Consider the following 21,835-nt stretch of genomic DNA (forward strand, 5'->3'; position numbering starts at 1 on the left):
TCCACCACTTCCTTCATCCGCTTCGCGACAGGAGCCCGACATGTCTCTGTCCCCTTCACTGGCTTCGCTGTGCCTGCGTGCTCAACCGCTGAGCGAGATGGCGGAGTCGCGCGCACTCGCCGCCGTGCGCGAGGCGCTCGAGGCCAGCGATGCCAGGCGCACGGTGTGGATCGCGCTCTCGGGCGGGCTGGATTCGGTGATGCTGGCGCGGCTGGCGGCTCGCGCGGTCAAGGACTGCCCGCGTCGACTGCGGTTGGTGCATGTGCATCACGGCCTGCAGGCGGCCAACGATGATTTCGAGCAGCTGGCGCGCAGGCTGGCCTCGCGCCTCGGGCTACCGCTTAGCGTGTGTCATCTGGCGCTGGCGAAGGCAGCACTCAAGTCGCGGGGGTTGGAGGCGGCAGCGCGCGAAGGGCGGCTGGCGGCACTGAGCGCCTGTCTGGTGGCGGGGGATAGCCTATGGCTGGCGCAGCATCAGGATGATCAGGCCGAGACGCTGTTGCTCAACGCATTGCGTGGCAGTGGCGGGCGCGGGCTGGCGGCCATGCCGCCTGAGCGGGCGCTGGCCGTGGGTGAGGCGTCCCCCGGGCGAGGCCAGATCGCCCATGAGCGGGCACGACTGCGACGGCCGCTGTTGGGCATCCCGCGCCATGAAATCCTGACATTGGCGAGCCAGCAGGGCTTGCTGGCCGGGCGCGACTGGTGCGAAGACCCCAGCAATGTCGATCAGCAGTTTGATCGCAACTACCTGCGCCACAGTGTCGTGCCGCTGCTGCAGGCGCGCTGGCCGCAGGCCGTGGCTAGCCTGGCGCGTTCGGCGCAGCAGTTGCAGGAAGAGCAGTCCTTGCTTGATGAGCTGGCGGCCGAGCTGTTGGCGAAGGTTCAGGTGTCAGGCGCAAAGCGCCTGGCTCAAGGACATGAGCGGGGACATGAGCAGGGCCAGAGGCAGGGGCTGGATCAGGGCCTGAATCAGGGCCTGGATCAGGGACGGGAGCAAGAGACGCAGTTGTCATTGGCGGAGCTGGCAGGCTTGAGTGAGTCACGTCAGCGCTTGGTCCTGCGCCATCTATGCCAGTCGCGTGGCTGGCCGGTGCCGCCGCGGGGTCGCTTGATGAGCCTGCAGCAGTTGATCGCCACGCCGCCCGACTCGGTGGCCGAGGTGCACTGGGCCAATGCCGAATATGCCGTCAGCGTGCGTGCGTGGCGCGGCCAGCTGTGGTGGCAGGTGTCAGATACCGTTATTGAGCAGGGTGTGCGTCATCGACAAGGCGATACCGGCTACGCGAGAAGTGGTCGCCAACCCGGAGAGACGCCTTCCTCTGAGTGGGATGCTGAGGCGCGCAAGGCATGGCGGGCGCTGGGGAGGGACGAGCAGCATGTTGCCTTCACATCGCGTCAGCCGGGAGATGTACTGCGAGTAGCAGGGCGGGGGCGGCGCGATATCAAGCGTTTGCTGCAGGAAGCCGACATCCCGCCGTGGCAGCGTGACCAGTTGCGTGTGGCACGCATGCACGACGGGACTGTCGCGGGGCTATGGCACCCCTCGCGGGGCTGGTGGCTACTGGCCGCACTCACATAGCAGTGAGGCCAGCGGACGATCTCGCCGATGTCTTGCGCAGTGCTCGCTCAGGCATCGGCCAGCGTCAGCGTCATGCCGGCGGCTTTCTGCAGCTCGCTTTCCTGGCTGAGGTCATCGTTGATCAGGCTGTGATCGCGATATTCCTCGGTCAGATTGAGCGTCAGGTCGTCGCCTTCGGCGCTGAGGTGCATGCCGAGCACCGGCGCTTCCGAGCGTGAATGGTTGAGCATCACTGCCATGCGCAGCAGGCGTGCCAGACGCGCCAGACGCGGTTGCTGCGGCTCCGGCAGCGCCGCCAGTTCGTTCTTGGGGAACTTGCGACGGTGGGCGCGGACCAGGAAGGCCAGCGCGCGCTGTTCCGGACGCGAGAAGCCGAGCAGGTCGGAATGCTCGAGCAGGTAGGCGCCATGGCGATGGAACTGGCTGTGGGAAATCGCCTGGCCGACTTCGTGGAGGTCAGCGGCCCAGCTCAGCAGCTGACGTGACGTCGCCCCCAGCGCCCAGTCGCCGGCGACCTGATCGAACAGCTGCAGGGCGGTGTCGCGCACATTGCTGGCGTGGCGGGTATCGATGCCGTAACGACGCTGCAGCGACTCGATGGCCGACAGACGTGAATCCTCCGGCGTGTTGCGCCCGATCAGATCGAACAGCACGCCTTCACGCAGCGCGCCGTCGGAGTAGCGCATCTGCTCCAGTCCCAGTGCCTCGAAGACACCGCACAGGATGGCGATGCCCGCCGGGAAGACGGTGGCGCGATCGCTCTTCAGGCCCGGCAGGCTGACCTTGTCGAGGCGCTTGAACTCCAATAGCGCCGCGCGCAGCTTGTGCAGTCCTTCACGTGTGACCACGCCATGCGGGGCCCAGCCGTGCGCTTCCAGCACGTTGGCGGCGGCCTTGATGGTGCCGGAGGAGCCGACCGGGTCATCCCAGCCCATCTCGCGATAGGTGCGCTGGATGCTGGCCAGTTCCGAGCGTGCGGCCAGCTCGGCGCGGCGCATGCGCTTCTCGCTGATCTCGCCGTCCTGGAAGAAGGCCTTGGTATAGGCGACGCAGCCCATGTGCAGGCTTTCCAGCAGCTGGGGCTCGAACTGCTCACCGATGATGAACTCGGTGGAACCACCGCCGATATCGACGATCAGGCGCTTGCCGTGCACATCGGCCAGTGCATGCGCCGCGCCCAGATAGATCAGGCGGGCTTCTTCGCGCCCGGCGATGATCTCGATGGGATGCCCCAGCAGAGCCTCGGCGCGCTCGATCAGTTCTTCACTGTTATGTGCGGCGCGCAGGGCGTTGGTGCCCACGACCCGCAGATGGTCGGCCTCGATGCCATCGATGAAGGGCGCGAACTGGGCGAGGCAGTTGAGGGCGCGCTCCATGGCTTCCTCGCTGAGCATGCCGTCTTCGTCCAGCCCTGCCGCCAGCTGGACCTTCTCACCCTGCTTGGCCACGACCTGCAATTGCCCCGCCTGATGGTTGGCCAGCAGCAGGTGGAAGCTGTTGGAACCGAGATCGATGGCGGCCAGCTTCAGCAGCGGGGCCTCATTGCCGGCGCTGCCTTCATCAGAGGCGGTGGGTTGCGGGTGCTGGGAGGGTGCTGATTCACTCAAGGGCGGAGTCCTTTACGGCGGGTCATTCATGGCAGGCATCATGCACTGCCTCCTTCACGCCAACTCCTGCGACGGCTTCCTTGCGTAGCGACCATGGCGCAATGAAGTTGTCGTGAGCGTGGGCGGCCGCCGGGCGCGAGCCTGCTGCGGGAAGATGACGCTGGCAGCAGGTCGCGGCGGCGACTCTCGCAAGATTGCGGCGACTGGCCAGAGGTGTCAAACCGGTGGCACACACGGCGCCATCACCACGAGGGGCTGGCGGCACATTCAGCGCATGGGGCATGCTATTCTAGCGGCGTGATATGACAGAACGACGAAGTCGCGGGTCATCATCACGCTCAATGAGTCGCAAGCCATCACGCAGCACAATCAGCAAGACCAAACGGGTCTGGGAGATAACGTCGCGATGAGCGAACGTGTGGTACCGATTGCAGAAAGGGACTTCGAATCCGTGGTGCTGGAGAGCGAGCATCCGGTGCTGGTGGATTTCTGGGCTTCCTGGTGCGGGCCGTGCAAGAGCGTGGCACCGACACTGGAATCCCTGGCCGAGGAATACGAAGGGCAGCTCAAGATCGTCAAGGTCGATGTCGATGAAGCCCCTGAACTCGCCGCCCGCTTCGGCGTGCGCGGTGTGCCGACATTGATGCTGTTTGTGGGCGGCAATGTCGAAGCCAGCAAGGTGGGCGCCATGCCGCGCGCGCAGCTGGCAGCCTTTCTGGATGCCAATCTGTGAATCGGACCTTGCCGCCGCCGGGTGCCTTGAGCCGTCAGTGAAAGCGCCACGTCAGCGGCGGCTATTGCAGCGCTGGCTGGCCGCTAGCGAGCGCTTCAGGCAGCGCCGGGAGCGCCACCAGGCCGCCGGGGCTTGCGTTCAGGGGCCGGCTTGACTACCATCGAGGCGTTCGCCTGATTACACGCTCTCTGATTGCGTCATGTCGACCGTCCCACGGTCCCCCAGTTGTCAGCCAGCCCTCTGGTAATGCTGCCCGCGACACGCCGGCCAGCCACCAGGCGATTCATACCGCTAGATTCCATATCGAGAAGACTTTTCTGTCAGGAAGCATGACGCTCCGTGTCCCTTCGACCGGTCCGTCGTCGCTGGACATCCGTAGCTCGACACTCCGTTGCTGAATTCGTTGTTCGGCCGTGGTGAGTGATCTTTCCTGAACTTTTGGCACCTGTCTTCATCCAGCTCAGGCGCTTGCCTCCGGGAATGCTGTCGAGTTCTGTCTGCACCTTTGCAGTGCCGGTCCTTGCCTTCTGCCCGTCTTCTCGATTCCCTTCTTATCTATCAGCCCTGCTGACCTGAGCCACGTTCAAACAAAGCCGATGAATCTTACCCAACTCAAGCAAAATACTGTCCCCGAACTGCTGGAACTTGCCCAGACGATGGGCATCGATAATCTGGCACGTTCGCGCAAGCAGGACATCATCTTCGCCATCCTCAAGAAGCACGCGAAAAGCGGTGAGGACATCTACGGCGACGGCGTTCTGGAAATCCTGCAGGACGGCTTCGGCTTCCTTCGCAGTGCAGACTCTTCCTACCTCGCGGGTCCTGATGACATCTACGTTTCACCGTCCCAGATCCGTCGCTTCAATCTGCGCAAGGGCGACACCATCTCCGGCAAGATTCGTCCGCCGAAGGAAGGGGAGCGTTACTTCGCGCTGCTCAAGGTCAATCAGATCAACTTTGACCGCCCCGAGAATGCCAAGCACAAGATCCTGTTCGAGAACCTGACGCCGCTGTTCCCGCAGTCGCGCCTGCTGATGGAAATCGGCAACGGTTCCACCGAAGACATCACCTCGCGCATCCTTGATCTGACCGCGCCGATCGGCAAGGGCCAGCGTGGTCTGATCGTCTCGCCGCCCAAGGCGGGCAAGACGATGATGCTGCAGAACATCGCCGCCTCCATCACGCGCAACAATCCCGAATGTCACCTCATCGTGCTGCTGATCGATGAGCGTCCCGAGGAAGTTACCGAGATGTCGCGCACCGTGCGTGGCGAAGTCGTGGCCTCCACCTTCGATGAGCCGCCGGCCCGTCACGTTCAGGTCGCCGAGATGGTGATCGAGAAGGCCAAGCGTCTGGTCGAGCACAAGAAGGATGTCGTCATCCTGCTCGATTCCGTGACCCGTCTGGCGCGTGCCTACAACACCGTGGTGCCGTCTTCCGGCAAGGTGCTGACCGGTGGTGTCGACGCTCACGCGCTCGAGAAGCCGAAGCGCTTCTTCGGTGCCGCGCGTAACATCGAAGAAGGCGGCAGCCTGACCATCCTCGCCACGGCGCTGGTCGATACCGGTTCCAAGATGGACGAAGTCATCTTCGAGGAATTCAAGGGCACCGGTAACATGGAAGCTCACCTCGACCGCAAGCTGGCCGAGCGTCGTGTCTTCCCGGCCCTCAACATCCGTCGTTCTGGCACGCGTCGTGAGGACCTGATCGCGTCCGAGGATGAAATGCAGCGCATGTGGATCCTGCGCAAGCTGCTCAACCCGATGGAAGATGTGGCAGCCACCGAGTTCCTGATCGATCGCCTGAAAGATACCAAGACCAATCTCGAGTTCTTCGAGGCCATGAAGCGCCGCTGATCGACACTTGGCCCAGCCGGTTGGCTGGCCATGTTCTCGACAGGTGCTTGCCATGTGCTTGCCAGGACGCCCACTTCCCGCCCGGGAAGTGGGCGTCTTGCGTTGCTGACCTGCCGAGTGCCGGCTGGCAATGGTATGCTCGGGACTTGATCAAGCCGAGCGGAAACTCCCATGCAGTATCGAGACTTACGCGATTTCATCGCGGCGCTGGAAGAGAAGGGCGAACTCAAGCGCATTCGTGCCGAGGTGGACCCCTATCTGGAGATGACCGAGATCTGCGATCGCACCCTGAAAGCGGGTGGTCCGGCGTTGCTGTTCGAGAACGTCAAGGGCCACAGCATGCCGGTGCTGGGCAATCTGTTCGGCACGCCGCGACGCGTGGCGCTGGGCATGGGCCAGGAATCCGTCGAGGCGCTGCGCGAAGTCGGCGAGCTGCTGGCCTTCCTCAAGGAGCCGGAGCCGCCCAAGGGCTTCCGGGATGCCTGGGACAAGTTGCCGATCTTCAAGCAGGTGATGAGCATGGGGCCGAAGAAGGTCAAGCGTGCGCCCTGTCAGGAGATCGTGCTGGAAGGGGAGGATGTCGATCTCGACATGATTCCGATCCAGCACTGCTGGCCCGGGGATGCCGCGCCGCTGGTGACCTGGCCGCTGGTAATCACCCGTGGTCCGCACAAGGAGCGCCAGAACCTCGGCATCTATCGTCAGCAGAAGCTCGGCAAGAATCGCCTGATCATGCGCTGGCTGGCACACCGTGGCGGCGCACTGGACTTCCGCGAGTGGCAGAAGGCCCATCCGGGCGAGCCCTTCCCGGTCGCGGTGGCACTGGGTGCCGATCCGGCCACCATCCTCGGCGCTGTCACGCCGGTGCCGGATTCACTCTCCGAGTATGCCTTTGCCGGCCTTCTGCGCGGCTCGCGCACCGAGCTGGTCAAATGCGGCCTGTCGGATCTCGAAGTCCCGGCCAGCGCCGAGATCATCCTGGAAGGCTATCTGTATCCGGATGACGTGGCACCGGAAGGCCCCTACGGCGATCACACCGGCTATTACAACGAGGTGGAGACCTTCCCCGTCTTCACCATCGAGCGCATCACCCATCGGCGCGATCCGATCTATCACTCCACCTATACCGGGCGTCCGCCGGATGAGCCGGCAATTCTCGGCCTGGCGCTCAATGAAGTCTTCGTGCCGATTCTGCGCAAGCAGTTCCCGGAGATCGTCGACTTCTATCTGCCGCCGGAAGGCTGCTCCTACCGCATGGCGGTGGTGACGATGAAGAAGCAGTACCCCGGCCACGCCAAGCGCGTGATGATGGGGGTCTGGAGCTTCCTGCGTCAGTTCATGTACACCAAGTTCGTGATCGTGCTGGATGATGATGTCGATGCCCGCAAGTGGGAAGATGTCATCTGGGCCATCACCACGCGCATGGACCCCAGCCGTGATACCGTTCTGGTCGACAATACGCCGATCGATTATCTGGACTTCGCCTCGCCAACGGCGGGTCTTGGCTCCAAGATGGGCATGGACGCGACCAACAAGTGGCCAGGCGAGACGGACCGCGAGTGGGGCGAGCCCATCGTGATGAGCGAAGAGATCACATCCCGTGTCGATGAACGCTGGGACAGTCTGGGCATTCTGGACTGATTCCGCGACAGACCATCAACACCCATGCATTTACCCTGTCGTTGCGCGGCGCGCTGGCGGCAGGCATCAGATAACAAGAGGATACGATGACGGCGCGGACCCTGACCTGTCATGTCGAGAGTGTGGAAGATCTGACCCCGGACGTGTTTCGTGTGCGCTTCGCCGCACGTCCCGAGGCCCTGGCGCACGCGCCGGGCCAGTATCTCGAGATGAAGCTCGATGACACCACCTGGGTACCGTTCTCCATCGCCAATGCCGCCAGTGATGATGGCGTGCTCGAGCTGCATATCCAGCATTGGCCGGAGCGCAGCAATTCCGCGCGTCTGCGCAGCCTACTGGTCGCGGCCAATCAACTTGAGCTACGTCTGCCCAGTGGGGAGTGCGTGCTGGACCTCGACGACCCCAGCCCCATCGTGCTGATCTGTGCCGGCACCGGGTTCTCGCAGATGCACGCCATGCTGCAGGCGGCGTTTGCGCGTGGCCTGACCCAGCCCATCGAGCTGTGGTGGGCGGCGCGTGAGCGGCGTGATCTGTACCTGGAGAGCGCGGCGCTCAACTGGGCCGCCAGTCAGCCCAACTTCCGTTATTTCCCGGTGCTGGAAGAAGCGCCGGAAGTCGGTGATGCCCACCATCGCGCGCTGGAAGCGGCCGGTGTCGAGGCCGCTTTCAATGGCCATCTGGGGCGTATCGATGAGGCGCTGCGCAAGCACGCGGGCAGCATGGCGGGCAAGCGCGTCTATCTGTCCGGCTCGCCGGGCATGGTCTATGCCTGTGTCGATGCGCTGACGCCATTGGGTGTCGAGGCCAGCGCGCTGAGCTCCGATGTGTTCAGTTATGCGCCACGCGAGCCGCTGCTGGACCCGGCGCTGGTCTCTGCCTGAAGCAGCCTGACATTGCCTGAAGGAGTCGAGTGAATGAGTCAGTCCCCGATACTGATCACCGGTGGCGCGCAGCGTCTGGGGCGCTATTGTGCCGAGCGACTGATCGATGATGGTCATCCGGTCATCATCAGTTATCGACGCGAGCGGGAAGAGCTCGATGCCCTGCGCGCGCTGGGCATTCGCACCGTGCAGGCGGATTTCTCCAGCGAGGCAGGCATCCAGGCCTTCATCGCGGCGATTCGTGAGCTGACTCCGACATTGCGGGCCATCGTGCACAATGCCGGCGACTGGGCGCCGGATGGCGACGGCGAGGGGCAGGGCGAGCTGTTCGAGCACCTGTTCCGTGTCCACATGCAGGCGCCGTACCTGATCAATCTGGCGCTGCGCGAGCTGCTGGAAGCCGGAGTCGAGAAGCAGGCGGACATCGTCCACATGAGTGACTTCGTGGTCCAGAAGGGCTCGCGCAAGCATGCGGCCTACGCGGCCAGCAAGGCGGGGCTCGAGAACCTGACCTTGTCGTTCGCGTCGATGTTCGCGCCACGTATCCAGGTCAACACCATCGCGCCGGCGCTGATCATGCTGCGTCCGGGCGATGATGATGACTATGCCGAGCGTGCGCGTGCCAAGTCGTTGATGCAGCAGGTACCGGGGCCTGGCGTCATCTGGCAGGCACTGCGCTACCTGCTGGATAGTCCCTATGTCACGGGCACGACCCTGCCAGTGGATGGTGGCCGCCACCTGCGCTGATAGCTTGTGTCAGCGGGTCTTTCGGTTATCGTTCCTGATATTCCCGACACGACATGCGCCACATGAGCACTGCACAAAAAAGCCCCCGCTGAGAAGCGGGGGCTTTTTTCGTTGCTGCGACCGTTGTTGCGATCGTTGCTACTACATCCTGCACTAGCGAAGCGCTTACAGGATGTGGCGGCCTTCGACCGGCGTCAGCTGACCCTTCTTGAGGGTCGGCCCCATCTGGTTGCCGGAGGGAGCGCCCTGCGGGCTTTCCAGCGTGATCACCAGATCGCTGTCGGGGAAGGCGGCCAGATACTCCTTGGGCACCTCGACCTTCATGGTGCCGGAGTGCGGCAGGATGCCCAGTGACATCGGCTCCTTGCCATCCTTGGCCATCAGCCACAGCTCGCAGACCTTGCCGGGGGCCGGTGCTTCGGGCCTGACGGCCTGCACCATCATCTCGCCCGAGTGGGAGGCGTTGACGATCCAGCCGGGGCTGCTGTCAGAGTTGTTGACCACGAACACGTAGTCGCTCTCCATGCCCGCGTTGTGCCCCAGGCTGAAGGTCAGGGTGACCGCCAGCGCCAGGCTGAACGCCGTGGCGGTCATGCCCTGCCACAGGCCCAGGCGACGCCACCAGGGCTGACGGGCGGTGCCCGTCGCCTCGGCGATGCCTTGCCAGACATGGGGCGGTGGCGTGACGGGGGGAAGCTGTTCATTGAACACGTTTAGATGCTCGCGCCAGCGCTCCACATCACGTTGCAGGTCGTGGCTGACGGCCAGCAGTGACTCGAATGCCGCGCGCTCGTCGCGTGTCAATGTGCCGAGCGCATATTCGCCCGCTGCGGCTTCGCGCAGTTCCGGGTCGCTCAGATCAAATGACTCATGCATGTCTTCAACCTCTCGAGTCCACGACGGACCCAGCTCTTGACGGTGCCCAAGGGCTGGTCCAGTTGATTGGCCAGATCCTGGTGGGTGAGGCCTTCGAAGTAGGCCAGTTCCAGGGCGCGGCGTTGATCGTCATTCAGCTCGGCCAGGCACTGGTGGAGTTCACCACTGTGCTGGGCCAGGTCGACATCTGCCTCGATATCACTCCGCCCCGGCATGGCGGCGATCAATTCATCGCTGTCATGCTCGCTGGGTCGCTGTCGACGTATCCAGTCGATGGCGATGTTGCGGGTCATGGTGCCGAGCCAGGTCATCGGGCGGGCGCGGCTGGCGTCATACTGGGCGGCGGCGGCCCATACCCGGATGTAGACCTGCTGAAGACAATCCTGCGCGGATGCCTCATGTCTCAAGATACGCAGCAACTGAGCGTATAGATGCGCACTGGTCGCTCGATAGAGCTGATCCAGTGCCTTGGCATCCTGCCGGGCGCATCCCGACAGATACTCAATCAGTGCATCATTTCGGGAATCCTGCATGCATGCATTCCAAGCTGTGGGCGCGGTGTCAGGCACCGCTGGACGAATGCGTGTTGCCGATCATGTTGCTCGACAACCAAAGATTATACTGATGCCACTTCAGGCTGATAGCCCTTCTTTATGCGTGCGGGCAACGGTTTGTTGCCGGTTCACGCTTGCGCAGGACGATCTGGAGTGCAAGGATAGGCCTATCACCATTTTCATCGTCACTACTGGATACCGGCCCGACCCATGAATCAGACCACCAGCCACCGCCCGTTCACTGTCGCTGCCTGCCCTTCGGGCCAGGTCGTGACGGCGGCGTGTGCGGCCGGCTATTGGTATTGGTTTACACAGGGGCGCGCCTGAGGTTACGGCGCGCCTGTCTCGTACGGGCTGCCACCACCTTCAAGAACCCCCGGTCGCAGCCACGGCCGGGGGTTCTTGCGTTTCGGGCCTTGCGAAATCCATGACGAGAGGCATGTCACCCTAACGTGCCGACAATGATTGCAGCATGAATGACGAGAGGAATGACCATGCGCACCACTATCCTGACTACCCGCTTTTCTCTTGCCTCCGCTCGGGTCGTGCATGGTTATTGGCGCTGGCGATTTAGCGGCGTCCTGCCTCTTTCCGCTGTCACCGCGGGGCAGGGCGAGCAACACCGGGGTGACGATTCGCGAAGTCCCTGTCTGTCAGAATGAATATTGCGTGATGGAGCCAAGGCTTCATCACAGGAGAGAAGACCATGAACGCCAGCCTTGAACGCGTGTTGACCGCCAACCCGCACACTGCCGACGCCACTGTTGACCCCTTGACTGCCGAGAACGCCACCGTGACCCGCTCTGATGCCGCCCAGACACCGACCACACCCGGACGCATCAGTCGTGAAGCCCTGCCCAGCGCCAGCGAATTGCGCGAGCAGCTGCCGGTGGACGCCGACCTGGCCGGCCAGATTCGCCAGCATCGCGATGAGATCAACGCCATTCTCGCCGGCGACGATGATCGTCTGCTGGTGGTGGTCGGGCCGTGCTCCATCCATGATCTCAAGGCCGCGCGCGAGTACGCCCAGCGCCTGGCGGTGATCGAGCCGCAGGTGCGTGATCGCCTCAAGCTGGTGATGCGTGTCTATGTCGAGAAGCCGCGCACCACGGTGGGCTGGAAGGGGCTGGCCTATGATCCGCATCTGGATGGCAGCGATGACATGGCCACCGGCCTGCGTCAGGCACGCGAGCTGATGCGCGAGATCAACCTGCTGGGCCTGCCGGTGGCGACGGAGCTGCTGCAGCCGCTGACCGCCGCCTATCTGGAAGACCTGCTCGGCTGGGCGGCCATCGGCGCCCGTACCACCGAGTCGCAGATCCATCGCGAGATGGCCTCCGGCCTCGGCTGTGCGGTGGGCTTCAAGAACGGCACTGACGGAGGCGTCGAGGTCGCCGTGCAGGCCATCGGGGCGGCGGCGCATGGGCATCGCCATTTCGGCATGGATGACAGCGGACGTCCGGCGCTGATCGAGACCGCGGGCAACCCGCATACCCATGTGGTGCTGCGCGGCGGCCATGGCCAGCCCAACTATGACGCCGCCTCGGTGGCCGCCTGCCGGCGTGAGCTGGAAGGCGCTGGCCTGACGCCGCGTCTGATGGTCGATTGCAGCCACGCCAATTCCCGCAAGGACCACCGCCGCCAGAGCGAAGTGATGCTGGATGTGCTCTCTCAGCGCCTGGCGGGGGATGATGCCTTGATCGGCGTGATGCTCGAGAGTCACCTCAATGAAGGCAAGCAGGCCTTGCCGGCAGCGGAGAAGCTTTCCCAGCTGCGTCATGGCGTGTCCGTCACCGATGCATGCCTTGGCTGGGAAACCACCGAGCACCTGCTGAGCCTGGCCGCCGAGCGCTTGCGCGAGGCCTGAGATCAAACGCCAGACTCGCGCCTCGATGGGAGGATGACGTCGCGCTTGCCTGATGTTTGCTGAATTTGTCGGCTTGTCCTGAAGTCCCCAGCGCCCAACGGTCGAAAGGCCGTTGGGCGCTGTCGTCTCTTGCATTTGTTGCCCGTTCGTCACGGAATTGTCATCGGGCTCGCGTATCACTCTTGTTGCCTTCGGCTTGCCCTCAAGGGGCATGCCTGAACAGAACAACCCGAAACCTGACTACGGGGAAGCGACATGAGCAAGGAAATCGAAGACCATCGCCTGCTTAATCCCAGCAGCAACGAGACGTTCTCATCCGTCATCGAACGACACATCTCGCGTCGTCGTGTCCTGCAGGGTGGCCTGGGCATGGCGGCTGCCAGCATGCTGGGTGGTTTCGGTCTTGCGGGGCTGAGCACCACGGCCAACGCCGCCAGCAATGCTGCGGGCGAGAAGACGGCTCTGGCACTGGCCTTCGAATCGATCAAGGGTTCACGCACGGATGCAGTCGTGGTTCCCAAGGGGTATACCGCACAGGTGCTGGCGCCGTGGGGCACGCCGCTCAATGCCAAGGCACCCAAGTGGAGCAAGGACCTGGCGATGACGCCGGAGATCCAGCTCAACACCGTCGGCATGCATCACGATGGCATGCACAATTTCGCCTTGAGCGACGACACGGCCTCCAGCAACTTCCTGCTGGTCATGAACAACGAATACATCGATCAGGATGCTCTGTGGGCACCCAAGGGCGGCGCGACCAATGCGGATTCCGGCAAGCGTCCGGCCGATGAAGTGCGCACCGAGATCAATGCCCATGGCGTGACCATCGTCGAGGTCAAGAAGGCCAGCAACGGCAAGTGGGAAGTGGTGGGCGATTCGCGCTACAACCGCCGCTACACCAGCGCCAGCGAAATGAAGCTGAGCGGCCCGGTGGCGGGCAGCGATTACGTCAAGACGGCCTTCTCGCCGGATGGCATGCGCACCCGTGGTACCAACAACAACTGCGCCAACGGCTACACCCCGTGGGGCACCTACCTGACCTGCGAAGAGAACTGGCCGGGTTACTTCGTCAAGCGCGGCGATCGTCAGCTCGATGACAACCGCATCGGCATCGAGACCGAGCGTGGCCGCTATGGCTGGGAAACCGCCGCCGGGGATGCCAGTGAAGTCGATGGCGAGTTCGCGCGTTTCGACAACACGCCGACGGCAGACAGCGCCGACAAGGATTACCGCAACGAACCGCGCACTTTCGGCTATATCGTCGAGATCGACCCCTACACCGGCGAGCAGGCCATCAAGCGCACCGCGCTGGGCCGCTTCCGTCACGAAGGTTGCTGGCCGGGCAAGCTGGTCGAGGGTGAGCCGGTGGTCTTCTACTCCGGTCACGATTCGCGCAACGAGTACATCTACAAGTTCGTGTCAGACGCCAGGTGGGACGCCGCTGATGCCCGTGGCACCGGTGACTTCAAGGACCGCCTGGCGATCGGCGACAAGTACCTGGACAAGGGCACGCTGTATGTCGCCCAGTTCTCCGCCGATGGCACCGGCACGTGGCTCAAGCTGACCCCGGACGCCGTGACCAGGGATGGCCGCACCCTGGCCGAGGCACTGGGGCTGGCAGCCGATGACCTGGCCGGCATCATCATCCACACCACGGATGCGGCAGACCTGATGGGCGCGACTCCGATGGACCGCCCGGAGTGGGGCGCGGTGGACCCGGCATCCGGTGAGGTCTACATGACGCTGACCAACAACTCCAAGCGCACCGAAGACGGCACCGCGCCAGCCTTCACCAACGATGGCACCGCCATCGAGGAGCCGGGTGTCGGCTACGCGACGGCACCGACCAACGCGGCCAATCCGCGGGGCAACAACGAAGCGGGTCAGATCATCCGCTGGCGTGAAGCGGGCGATCACAAGGCCTTCGATTGGGAGATCTTCGTGTTCGGCGCAGCGGCCAGCGATGCCGACAACCTGTCCGGCCTGACCGAGATGAACGAGTTCGCCAGTCCCGATGGCCTCTACTTCGACGGCCGCGAAGGTCAGGACAGCATCCTGTGGATCCAGACGGACAACGGCTACGAAGGCATCACCGAGGTCACCAATGACCAGCTGCTGGCGGTCGTGCCGGCAGGTCTCGAGCAGGCCGAGGGAGACGCGGCCGTAATCGGTGCCGACAACCAGGCGCAGCTCAAGCGCTTCGCGGTGGGCCCGAACGGTTGTGAAGTCACCGGGATCTTCACCACCCCGGACAAGACCGCGATGTTCATCAACATCCAGCACCCGGCCAACTGGCCGCAGAGCGATGACGCTACCGCCGAGACCGATGGCAGCGTGCGTCCCCGCGCCGCGACCGTGGTCATCCAGCGCGAAGATGGCGGCCAGATCGGCGTCTGATGTAAGCCGCCGCGCGTCAGGTGTGAACGCGAAGCCCCCGTATCGATGATACGGGGGCTTTTTCATGCGCCTGAACCTGGCCCCGCTTCGCTTGAGGGCGCTTGGTCGATCAAGCGGGTGGGGAGGGCCAACGACAACGGCCCCCACGCAAGCGTGAGGGCCGAGAGTTCATGAGCTTTGTCCTGTCCTGTCCTGACCTGACCTTGCCGAGCGCGATCAGGCCTTGGCAGCGTAGGCGAACAGCAGGGTTTCCTGCACGCTGATCGGCTCCGCGTCGCCGGCATCCAGCTGGGTGTAGTGGCCATCACTTTCCAGACGCCAGCTCTGGCAGTTGTCGACCAGATAGGTGTCCAGGTCCTTGCGGATACGCTGGGCCAGCTTCTTGTCGAGCAGCGGGAAGCAGGTCTCGACGCGGTGGAACATGTTGCGCTCCATGTAATCCGCGCTGGAGCACCAGGTTTCCGGCTGACCGGCATTGTGGAAGTGGAAGGTGCGCGTGTGTTCGAGGAAGCGACCGATCACCGAGCGTACGCGGATGTTGTCGGAAATCCCCGGCACGCCCGGGCGCAGACAGCAGACGCCGCGGATGATTAGGTCACACTGCACGCCAGCCCGTGAGGCGCGGTAGAGGGCGCGAATCAGCTTGGGCTCGGTCAGTGAATTGCATTTGATGATGATGTGGGCGCGCTTGCCTTTCTCGGCGTTGCGCGCTTCACGGTCGATCATCTCCACCATGCGCTCATGCAGCGTGAAGGGCGCGTGCAGCAGCTTCTCGATATTGCGCTGCTTGCCCATGCCGGTCAGCTGCTGGAAGACCTTGTGGACGTCCTCGCACAGCGTCTCGTTGGCGGTCAGCAGGCTGTAATCGGTGTACAGGCGTGCCGTCTTGGCATGGTAGTTACCGGTGCCCAGGTGCGCGTAGTGACGCAGCTCGCCGTGTTCACGTCGCACGATATGCAGCATCTTGGCGTGGGTCTTGTAGGCCATCACGCCGTAGATGACGATGGCGCCGGCTTCCTGCAGGCGTGAGGCCAGCTGCAGGTTGTCGGCCTCATCGAAGCGCGCCCGCAGCTCGATCACCACGGTGATCTCCTTGCCCTGACGTGCGGCTTCCACCAGCGAGGAGACGATGTTGGAGTCGGCGCCGGTGCGATAGAGGGTCTGCTTGATGGCCAGCACGTTCGGGTCACGCGCCGCCTCGGCGAGCAGGTTCTCGACCGGGGAGAAGGACTGGAAGGGGTGATGCAGCAGGATGTCCTCGCGACGGATCGCATCGAACAGGCTGTTGTCGCCCTTGAGCGCCTTGGGAATGCCCGGAGTGAACGGGGCGTAGAGCAGGTCCTCGCGGCCGACGTCGCCGATGACTTCCATCAGGCGGTTGAGGTTGACCGGGCCCTTGACCTGATAGAGGTCGCGCGTTTCCAGATCGAACTGCTTGAGCAGGAAGGTGTAGAGCGCTTCCGGGCAGTTGTCGGCCACCTCGAGACGCACCCCGTCGCCGTAGCGGCGCGCCAGCAGCTCGCCACGCAGCGCGGAGGCCAGGTCGGAGACGTCCTCGGCATCCACCGAGAGGTCGGCGTTGCGGGTCAGGCGGAACTGATAGCAGCCCTTGATCTTCATGCCCGGGAACAGCTCCTGGGCGTGAGCGTGGATCATCGAGGACAGGAAGACGTATTCGGTGTACCCCGGCTCGACGAGGCCATCCGGGATGCGGATCAGGCGCGGCAGCGAGCGCGGGGCTGGCAGGATCGCCAGGCCACCTTCACGACCGAAGGCATCCTTGCCTTCCAGCTCGACGATGAAGTTGAGGCTCTTGTTGACCAGGCGCGGGAACGGGTGCGACGGGTCGAGACCGATCGGGCTGATGACCGGCTGGATCTCTTCCTCGAAGTAATCGCGCACCCAGGCCTTCTGGGCATCGTTCCACTGATTGCGGCGACGGAAGCGGATGTGCTGCTCTTCCAGCGCGGGGATCAGGTCCTCGTTGAGCATGCGGTACTGGCGTTCCACCTGCTCATGCGTGATGCGGGAGACCTCATCGAGCACCTTGCTCGGCAGCATGCCGTCACAGCCGGGGTCGGTGCGATCGAAGGCGATCTGATGCTTGAGACCTGCCACGCGAATCTCGAAGAACTCGTCCATGTTGGACGTGAAGATCAGCAGGAACATCAAGCGGTTGAGCAGCGGATGCGAGGTATCCTTGGCCTGCTCGAGTACGCGGATGTTGAACTGCAGGTTGGACAGCTCGCGATTGAAGTACAGCGCCGGATCAGCGAGATCAGCCTCGGGGGAGGGGGTGGCCTTGGCATGGATACCGGTACGCGTCCGGTTGACGCGCAGGGGCAGCGGTTCCTGAGCCGGCGGTTCATCCGCCGCCAGCTCGATCTCGCCTTCCCGTGGGATGGATGCTGCCTTGGGGGCAGCATCCTTGTCGCGACTGTCAGCGACTTCCGGCAGGGTCGCCGTGTTGTTGCCGGTGTCTTGCTTGGGCGTCTGTTCCATCATCAACTCCATGATCCCGGTCAGCCGCATCCGCAATGGCCGGGGTTGTCAAAGGCGGTTTTTCTGCGCCAGCAATTCGGCCGCCTGGCGAGCAAAATAGGTGAGGATGCCGTCGGCACCCGCACGCTTGAAGCACATCAGCGACTCGAGAATGACCTTGTCGGCATCCAGCCAACCGTTCTGGAAAGCCGCCATGTGCATGGCGTACTCACCGCTGACCTGATAGGCGAAGGTCGGCACTTCCAGCTCGCGCTTCACGCGCGTTACCACATCAAGATAGGGCATGCCCGGCTTGACCATCACCATGTCAGCGCCCTCGGCGATGTCCATCGCCACCTCATGCAGGGCTTCGTCGCTGTTGGCGGGGTCCATCTGGTAGGTCTGCTTGTCGGCCTTGCCCAGATTGCCGCTCGAACCGAGCGCGTCACGGAACGGGCCGTAGTAGTTGGAGGCGTACTTGGCCGAGTAGGCCATGATGCGCGTGTTGATCAGGCCTTCCTGTTCCAGCATGGCGCGGATGGAGCCGATGCGGCCATCCATCATGTCGGAGGGCGCGATGACATCGGCACCGGCTTCCGCGTGTGACAGCGCTTGCTTGATCAAGGTCTCGACGGTGCGGTCGTTGAGCACGTAGCCGTCTTCGTCGAGGATGCCGTCCTGACCGTGAACGGTGTAGGGGTCGAGCGCGACATCCGTGATGACGCCCAGCTCCGGCAGCGCTTCCTTCAAGGCGCGCACGCAACGCTGCACCAGGCCGTTGGCGTTGTAGGATTCTTCGGCATACAGCGTCTTGGCCTCGGCATCGACCACCGGGAAGAGCGCGATGGCCGGCACGCCCAGTGCGTGGACGGCGCGGCATTCTTCGACCATGAGGTCGATGGACAGGCGCTCGACGCCCGGCATGCTGGGCACGGCTTCACGACGCTGGGAGCCTTCGAGAACGAAGACCGGCAGGATCAGATCATCGGCCGTCAGCTGATTTTCACGCATCAGGCGGCGAGAGAAGTCGTCCTTGCGCATACGGCGCATACGAGTCGCAGGAAACTGGCGCGGGGTACGTTGGCTCAAGAAATGCTCTCCGGGTCGGGTGGTCCGCTCCCGTGATGGTCGCAGGCAGTCTAGGTCTATAATATTTCATTAATATTACAGTGATGCCAGCGGTCATGGGGCAAGGCCGGTCACGTGAGGTGCCAGCAGGGGCTGAACATGACGACAAGGCGTCTGTCGGGCGACGAGAAGGCCTGGCTTGCGGCCTGCAAGTGGGTGGCCCGTGACGGGAGCCGTCGTCCCTGTGGCAGGGTCAATTGAGTATATCAGCGTTGACTTGTGGCCACAGGTGCAGGAGATGTGTCGCGGTGTCGCGCCTCATGCACGCCCCGTATGGGGCGGGTGTGTGGGGCTGCAAGACGACTCCGGACACCGCGGCAAGCCTCAGGCACCAGAGCCTTGATGGCATACGAGTGGACGAGGAGCAGCACTTGAGTTGTGCCAGGGCCGCCCATAGTCTTGAGAGGATGCGCAGTGACATGCCTCGCCTGCACGCCTGTCACTGTCTGCCGCGTGGCGGTCGCGCATCTTCGGTGCCGCTGAAGCGTCTCGCGCCTGGCATGACGCCGGGCATGAAATGAGGCTCGGCATTCGAATCAGTCACGCGCTTGTATTAGTCTTTTCTGACCTGTCCGGCAATCGCCGCGCACAGCTCATCGTCAATGGAGTAACCCATGACCAAGCAGGTAGCCCTGATCCTTTCCGGTTGCGGTGTCTTTGATGGCTCCGAGATCTATGAAACTACCCTGACGCTGCTGCGTCTCGATCAGCTGGGCATTGCCTATGAGTGCTTTGCACCGGATGTCGCGCAGCACCACGTGATCAATCACGGCACTGGCGACGAGATGGAGGAGACCCGCAACGTGCTGGTCGAGTCCGCGCGTCTGGCACGTGGCAAGGTGCGCCCGCTGGAAGAGCTGTCAGCGGACGACTTCGATGCGCTGATCCTGCCCGGCGGCTTCGGCGCCGCCAAGAATCTGTGTGACTTTGCCGTCAAGGGTGAGGACCTCGAGCTCGTCGCGGGCCTGCAGGACGCGGTGCAGCCCTTCCATGCGGCCGGCAAGCCGATCGGCGTGATGTGCATCGCGCCGGTGATGGTGCCCAAGCTGCTGGGGGAAGGCATCTCGGTCACCATCGGCAACGACGCCAGTGTCTCCGGGGCGATCAGCGCCCAGGGCGGCCTGCACAAGAGCTGCGAGGTGACGGACATCGTCGTCGACGCCGCCAACCGTGTCGTCACCACTCCGGCCTACCTGCTGGCGGAACGCATCAGCGAAGCGGCCCAGGGCATCTTCAAGCTGGTCGAGCGCATCGATAGCTGGATCGAGGACGACAAGGCGCGTGCCGCCGAGCAGGACTGATCTCGACACGCCTGTGCGTCTGGCGTGATAGCGCGTGGCTGGTGTGAGCAAGTTCCCTGGAAACACAAAGCCCCCAGAAACAGAAAGCCCCGCCGGTGACCCGGCGGGGCTTTCTGTTTCAGATGCTCTGATTCTGATGCTCTGATTCTGAGGCTCTGTTTCTGGCGCTCTGTTTCTGATGCCCGACTGCTGGCAGCCACGTTCAGGGCGCTTCCTGCGATGCCTCATCGTCTGAGGCCGCACGCCGGCGCTTGAAGAGGCGCGAGGCCAGAATGCCGACCTCGAACAGCAGCCACATCGGGATCGCCAGCAGTGACTGCGAGATCACGTCCGGCGGTGTCAGCAGCATGCCGACCACGAAGCAGGCGATCACGATATAGGGGCGCTTCTTGCTCAGTGCCTCCACCGTGGTCGCACCGGTCCAGATCAGCAGGAAGGTGGCGATGGGGATCTCGAAGGCCACCCCGAAGGCGAAGAACAGCTTGAGGACAAAATTCAGGTACTGATTGATGTCCGTCATGATCGCCACGTTCTCGGGGCCCGTGGTGGTGAAGAACTGGAACAGCAGCGGGAACACCACGTAGTAGGCGAAGGCCGCACCGGCATAGAACAGCAGGATGCTGGAAGCCAGCAGCGGCAGGGCCAACGCCTTCTCGTTCTCATAGAGACCCGGTGCGATGAACGCCCAGGCCTGATAGAGCACAGCGGGAATCGCCAGGAACAGCGCCACCACCAATGTCAGCTTGAAGGGTGCCAGGAAGGGCGAGGCCACTTCGGTGGCGATCATCTGCGAACCCGGTGGCAGCAATGCCATCAGCGGTTCGGCGACATACAGGTAGATCTGGTTTGAGAAGCCGTACAGCGCGGCGAAAACCACCAGCACCACCAGGGTGGCGCGCAGCAAGCGCGAGCGTAGCTCGATCAGGTGCTCGATGAGCGGCGCATGTGCGGCGTCGCCCTGACCACCTGACGGTGAGGCATGTGGATCACTCATCAGGAACGTGGCTCTCGTGATTCACGGGTGTCGGAAGCAGTGCTCGGCTCGGTGGCCGGCGCACCATTCTCGGCAGGGCGGGGGCTGGTCTCGGCGCCGGAGGCGCCTGCATCGCGGGGCGTGCTGGGCTCGGTGATGCCGCGCTCGACATCGCGTGCCTCGTTGCGCGCATGAGCGAGCGTCTCATCGAGCTGCTTCTTCTGCTCGTTGAGCGTCTGACGCAGTTCCTCGGCTTCCAGCTGGGCACTGATTTCCTGCTGAATGCCCGAGACACTGCGCTTGATGCGTCCCAGCCACAGACCCGCAGTGCGGGCGGCCCGGGGCAGACGCTCCGGGCCGAGCACGATCAGCGCCAGCAGCGCGATCAATGCCAGTTCAAAAAAGCCGATATCGAACATGCGGGTTACGAGCGCTTGTCAGCGGTATCGCGGCTCTCGGCCTCGACATCGATGGTGTCGCCACGCTTTTCCTCATGCGCGACCTTCTGCTGGGCAGTCGGCTCGTCGCTCTTCTTCTCTTCTTCCTTCATCGCGCCCTTGAAGCCCTTCACGGCACCGCCGAGATCAGAGCCGACGTTGCGCAGCTTCTTGGTCCCGAAGATCAGGATGATGATGCCGAGCACGATGAGAAGCTGCCAGATACTGATGCCACCTAACATGGGAAATTCTCCATTTGGGCCGCTGACACCGGGTCATTGGGCCTTGAGACTTGCAGGGTGCTGGCACCGCTGCCGGAAAGCCGACTTGCGCCGGAAGAATACGGGTCCTTCACTGGCCGCGAGCGGCCTTTTCATCATGACCGGAAACACCGAAGCGGCGTGCCAGCTCATCCAGCACTTCCTGATGATCCAGCCCCAGGTGCGACAGCATGACCAGTGAATGGAACCACAGGTCAGCGGTCTCACCGATCACGGCACGCTGCGAGTCCACGTCGTCGTGAGCGAAATCCTTGGCGGCCAGTACGGTTTCGGTCGCCTCTTCGCCAATCTTCTCCAACACCTTGTTGAGGCCCTTGTGATGCAGGCTCGCGACATAGGAGGAGGTCGGGTCAGCGTCGCGCCGTTCTGCCAGTACCACTGACAGACGGTTGAGAATATCACTCATGGATCATCATTCCTGAAAGCTTGGGTCTTGCGTTAAGTCATCGAGTTCTGCGCTGACGGCACACCTTGCACGGCAAACGGCACGGCGTGG

The 21,835-nt window shown here is 63.3% G+C and carries 18 protein-coding genes; 9 read left to right on the top strand and 9 right to left on the bottom strand.

Annotated features, from left to right (window positions below):
• Positions 1-40 precede the first annotated feature (40 nt).
• On the top strand, positions 41-1,579 hold the full coding sequence (tilS, locus tag QD280_RS14090) for a tRNA lysidine(34) synthetase TilS (protein WP_279839762.1): 1,539 nt from the start codon (positions 41-43) through the stop codon (positions 1,577-1,579).
• A gap of 47 nt (positions 1,580-1,626) precedes the next feature.
• On the opposite strand, the gene ppx is transcribed toward tilS, so the two are convergent.
• Positions 1,627-3,111, bottom strand: coding sequence for an exopolyphosphatase (gene ppx / locus QD280_RS14095; RefSeq protein WP_215824645.1), 1,485 nt, complete (start codon positions 3,109-3,111; stop codon positions 1,627-1,629).
• Between the two features lie 481 nt (positions 3,112-3,592).
• Between ppx and trxA the strand changes: the two genes are divergently transcribed.
• The 5 genes from trxA to folM all read left to right on the top strand — a co-directional run bounded on the left by trxA (position 3,593) and on the right by folM (position 9,044).
• On the top strand, positions 3,593-3,919 hold the full coding sequence (gene trxA / locus QD280_RS14100) for a thioredoxin (RefSeq protein ID WP_043332999.1): 327 nt from the start codon (positions 3,593-3,595) through the stop codon (positions 3,917-3,919).
• Between the two features lie 596 nt (positions 3,920-4,515).
• A complete protein-coding gene (gene rho / locus QD280_RS14105) occupies positions 4,516-5,775 on the top strand; it encodes a transcription termination factor Rho (protein ID WP_043332997.1) in 1,260 nt (419 codons plus the stop codon).
• A gap of 171 nt (positions 5,776-5,946) precedes the next feature.
• Positions 5,947-7,416, top strand: a complete 1,470-nt coding sequence (gene ubiD / locus QD280_RS14110; protein ID WP_175089660.1) for a 4-hydroxy-3-polyprenylbenzoate decarboxylase — start codon at positions 5,947-5,949, stop codon at positions 7,414-7,416.
• An 86-nt stretch (positions 7,417-7,502) separates the two neighbouring features.
• The gene (locus tag QD280_RS14115) at positions 7,503-8,297 is read left to right on the top strand and encodes an FAD-binding oxidoreductase (protein WP_043332993.1); all 795 of its coding nucleotides are present in this window, start codon (positions 7,503-7,505) and stop codon (positions 8,295-8,297) included.
• A 33-nt stretch (positions 8,298-8,330) separates the two neighbouring features.
• Positions 8,331-9,044, top strand: coding sequence for a dihydromonapterin reductase (gene folM, locus QD280_RS14120; RefSeq protein WP_279839765.1), 714 nt, complete (start codon positions 8,331-8,333; stop codon positions 9,042-9,044).
• A 165-nt stretch (positions 9,045-9,209) separates the two neighbouring features.
• On the opposite strand, the gene QD280_RS14125 is transcribed toward folM, so the two are convergent.
• A complete protein-coding gene (locus tag QD280_RS14125; protein WP_279839767.1) occupies positions 9,210-9,920 on the bottom strand; it encodes an anti-sigma factor in 711 nt (236 codons plus the stop codon).
• The gene (locus QD280_RS14130) at positions 9,899-10,453 is read right to left on the bottom strand and encodes a sigma-70 family RNA polymerase sigma factor (protein WP_279839769.1); all 555 of its coding nucleotides are present in this window, start codon (positions 10,451-10,453) and stop codon (positions 9,899-9,901) included. The genes QD280_RS14125 and QD280_RS14130 overlap by 22 nt, the downstream gene beginning before the upstream one ends.
• A gap of 727 nt (positions 10,454-11,180) precedes the next feature.
• On the opposite strand from QD280_RS14130, the gene QD280_RS14135 reads away from it, so the two are divergent.
• Together QD280_RS14135 and QD280_RS14140 are read left to right on the top strand one after the other, a co-directional pair.
• Entirely contained in the window at positions 11,181-12,341 is a 1,161-nt protein-coding gene (locus QD280_RS14135) for a 3-deoxy-7-phosphoheptulonate synthase (protein WP_279839771.1), read from the top strand.
• A gap of 255 nt (positions 12,342-12,596) precedes the next feature.
• Positions 12,597-14,738 carry a PhoX family phosphatase gene (locus QD280_RS14140; protein WP_279839773.1) on the top strand — a complete coding sequence of 714 codons (2,142 nt, stop codon included), beginning with the start codon at positions 12,597-12,599 and terminating at the stop codon, positions 14,736-14,738.
• Between the two features lie 216 nt (positions 14,739-14,954).
• Here the strand turns inward: QD280_RS14140 and ppk1 are convergent, their stop codons facing one another.
• Together ppk1 and hemB are read right to left on the bottom strand one after the other, a co-directional pair.
• Positions 14,955-17,240, bottom strand: a complete 2,286-nt coding sequence (gene ppk1 / locus QD280_RS14145; RefSeq protein WP_279839776.1) for a polyphosphate kinase 1 — start codon at positions 17,238-17,240, stop codon at positions 14,955-14,957.
• A gap of 48 nt (positions 17,241-17,288) precedes the next feature.
• Complete coding sequence (hemB, locus tag QD280_RS14150; protein WP_279839778.1) at positions 17,289-18,308, bottom strand: porphobilinogen synthase; 1,020 nt, start codon at positions 18,306-18,308, stop codon at positions 17,289-17,291.
• Positions 18,309-18,961: 653 nt separating this feature from the next.
• Here hemB and elbB point away from each other — a divergent pair.
• Entirely contained in the window at positions 18,962-19,648 is a 687-nt protein-coding gene (gene elbB, locus QD280_RS14155; protein ID WP_054556514.1) for an isoprenoid biosynthesis glyoxalase ElbB, read from the top strand.
• A 202-nt stretch (positions 19,649-19,850) separates the two neighbouring features.
• Here elbB and tatC read toward each other — a convergent pair whose 3' ends face one another.
• From tatC to QD280_RS14175, 4 genes are all read right to left on the bottom strand, one after another.
• Positions 19,851-20,642, bottom strand: coding sequence for a twin-arginine translocase subunit TatC (gene tatC, locus QD280_RS14160; RefSeq protein ID WP_043332983.1), 792 nt, complete (start codon positions 20,640-20,642; stop codon positions 19,851-19,853).
• A complete protein-coding gene (tatB, locus tag QD280_RS14165; RefSeq protein WP_192839159.1) occupies positions 20,642-21,040 on the bottom strand; it encodes a Sec-independent protein translocase protein TatB in 399 nt (132 codons plus the stop codon). Before tatB ends, tatC begins: the two co-directional genes overlap by 1 nt.
• Before the next feature lie 5 nt (positions 21,041-21,045).
• Positions 21,046-21,300, bottom strand: a complete 255-nt coding sequence (gene tatA / locus QD280_RS14170) for a Sec-independent protein translocase subunit TatA (RefSeq protein ID WP_043332981.1) — start codon at positions 21,298-21,300, stop codon at positions 21,046-21,048.
• A 109-nt stretch (positions 21,301-21,409) separates the two neighbouring features.
• Positions 21,410-21,745, bottom strand: coding sequence for a phosphoribosyl-ATP diphosphatase (locus tag QD280_RS14175; RefSeq protein WP_043332980.1), 336 nt, complete (start codon positions 21,743-21,745; stop codon positions 21,410-21,412).
• Between the last annotated feature and the right edge of the window lie 90 nt (positions 21,746-21,835).

It is taken from the genome of Cobetia sp. 1AS1, from assembly GCF_029846435.1.
In the GTDB taxonomy this organism is placed as follows: domain Bacteria; phylum Pseudomonadota; class Gammaproteobacteria; order Pseudomonadales; family Halomonadaceae; genus Cobetia; species Cobetia amphilecti.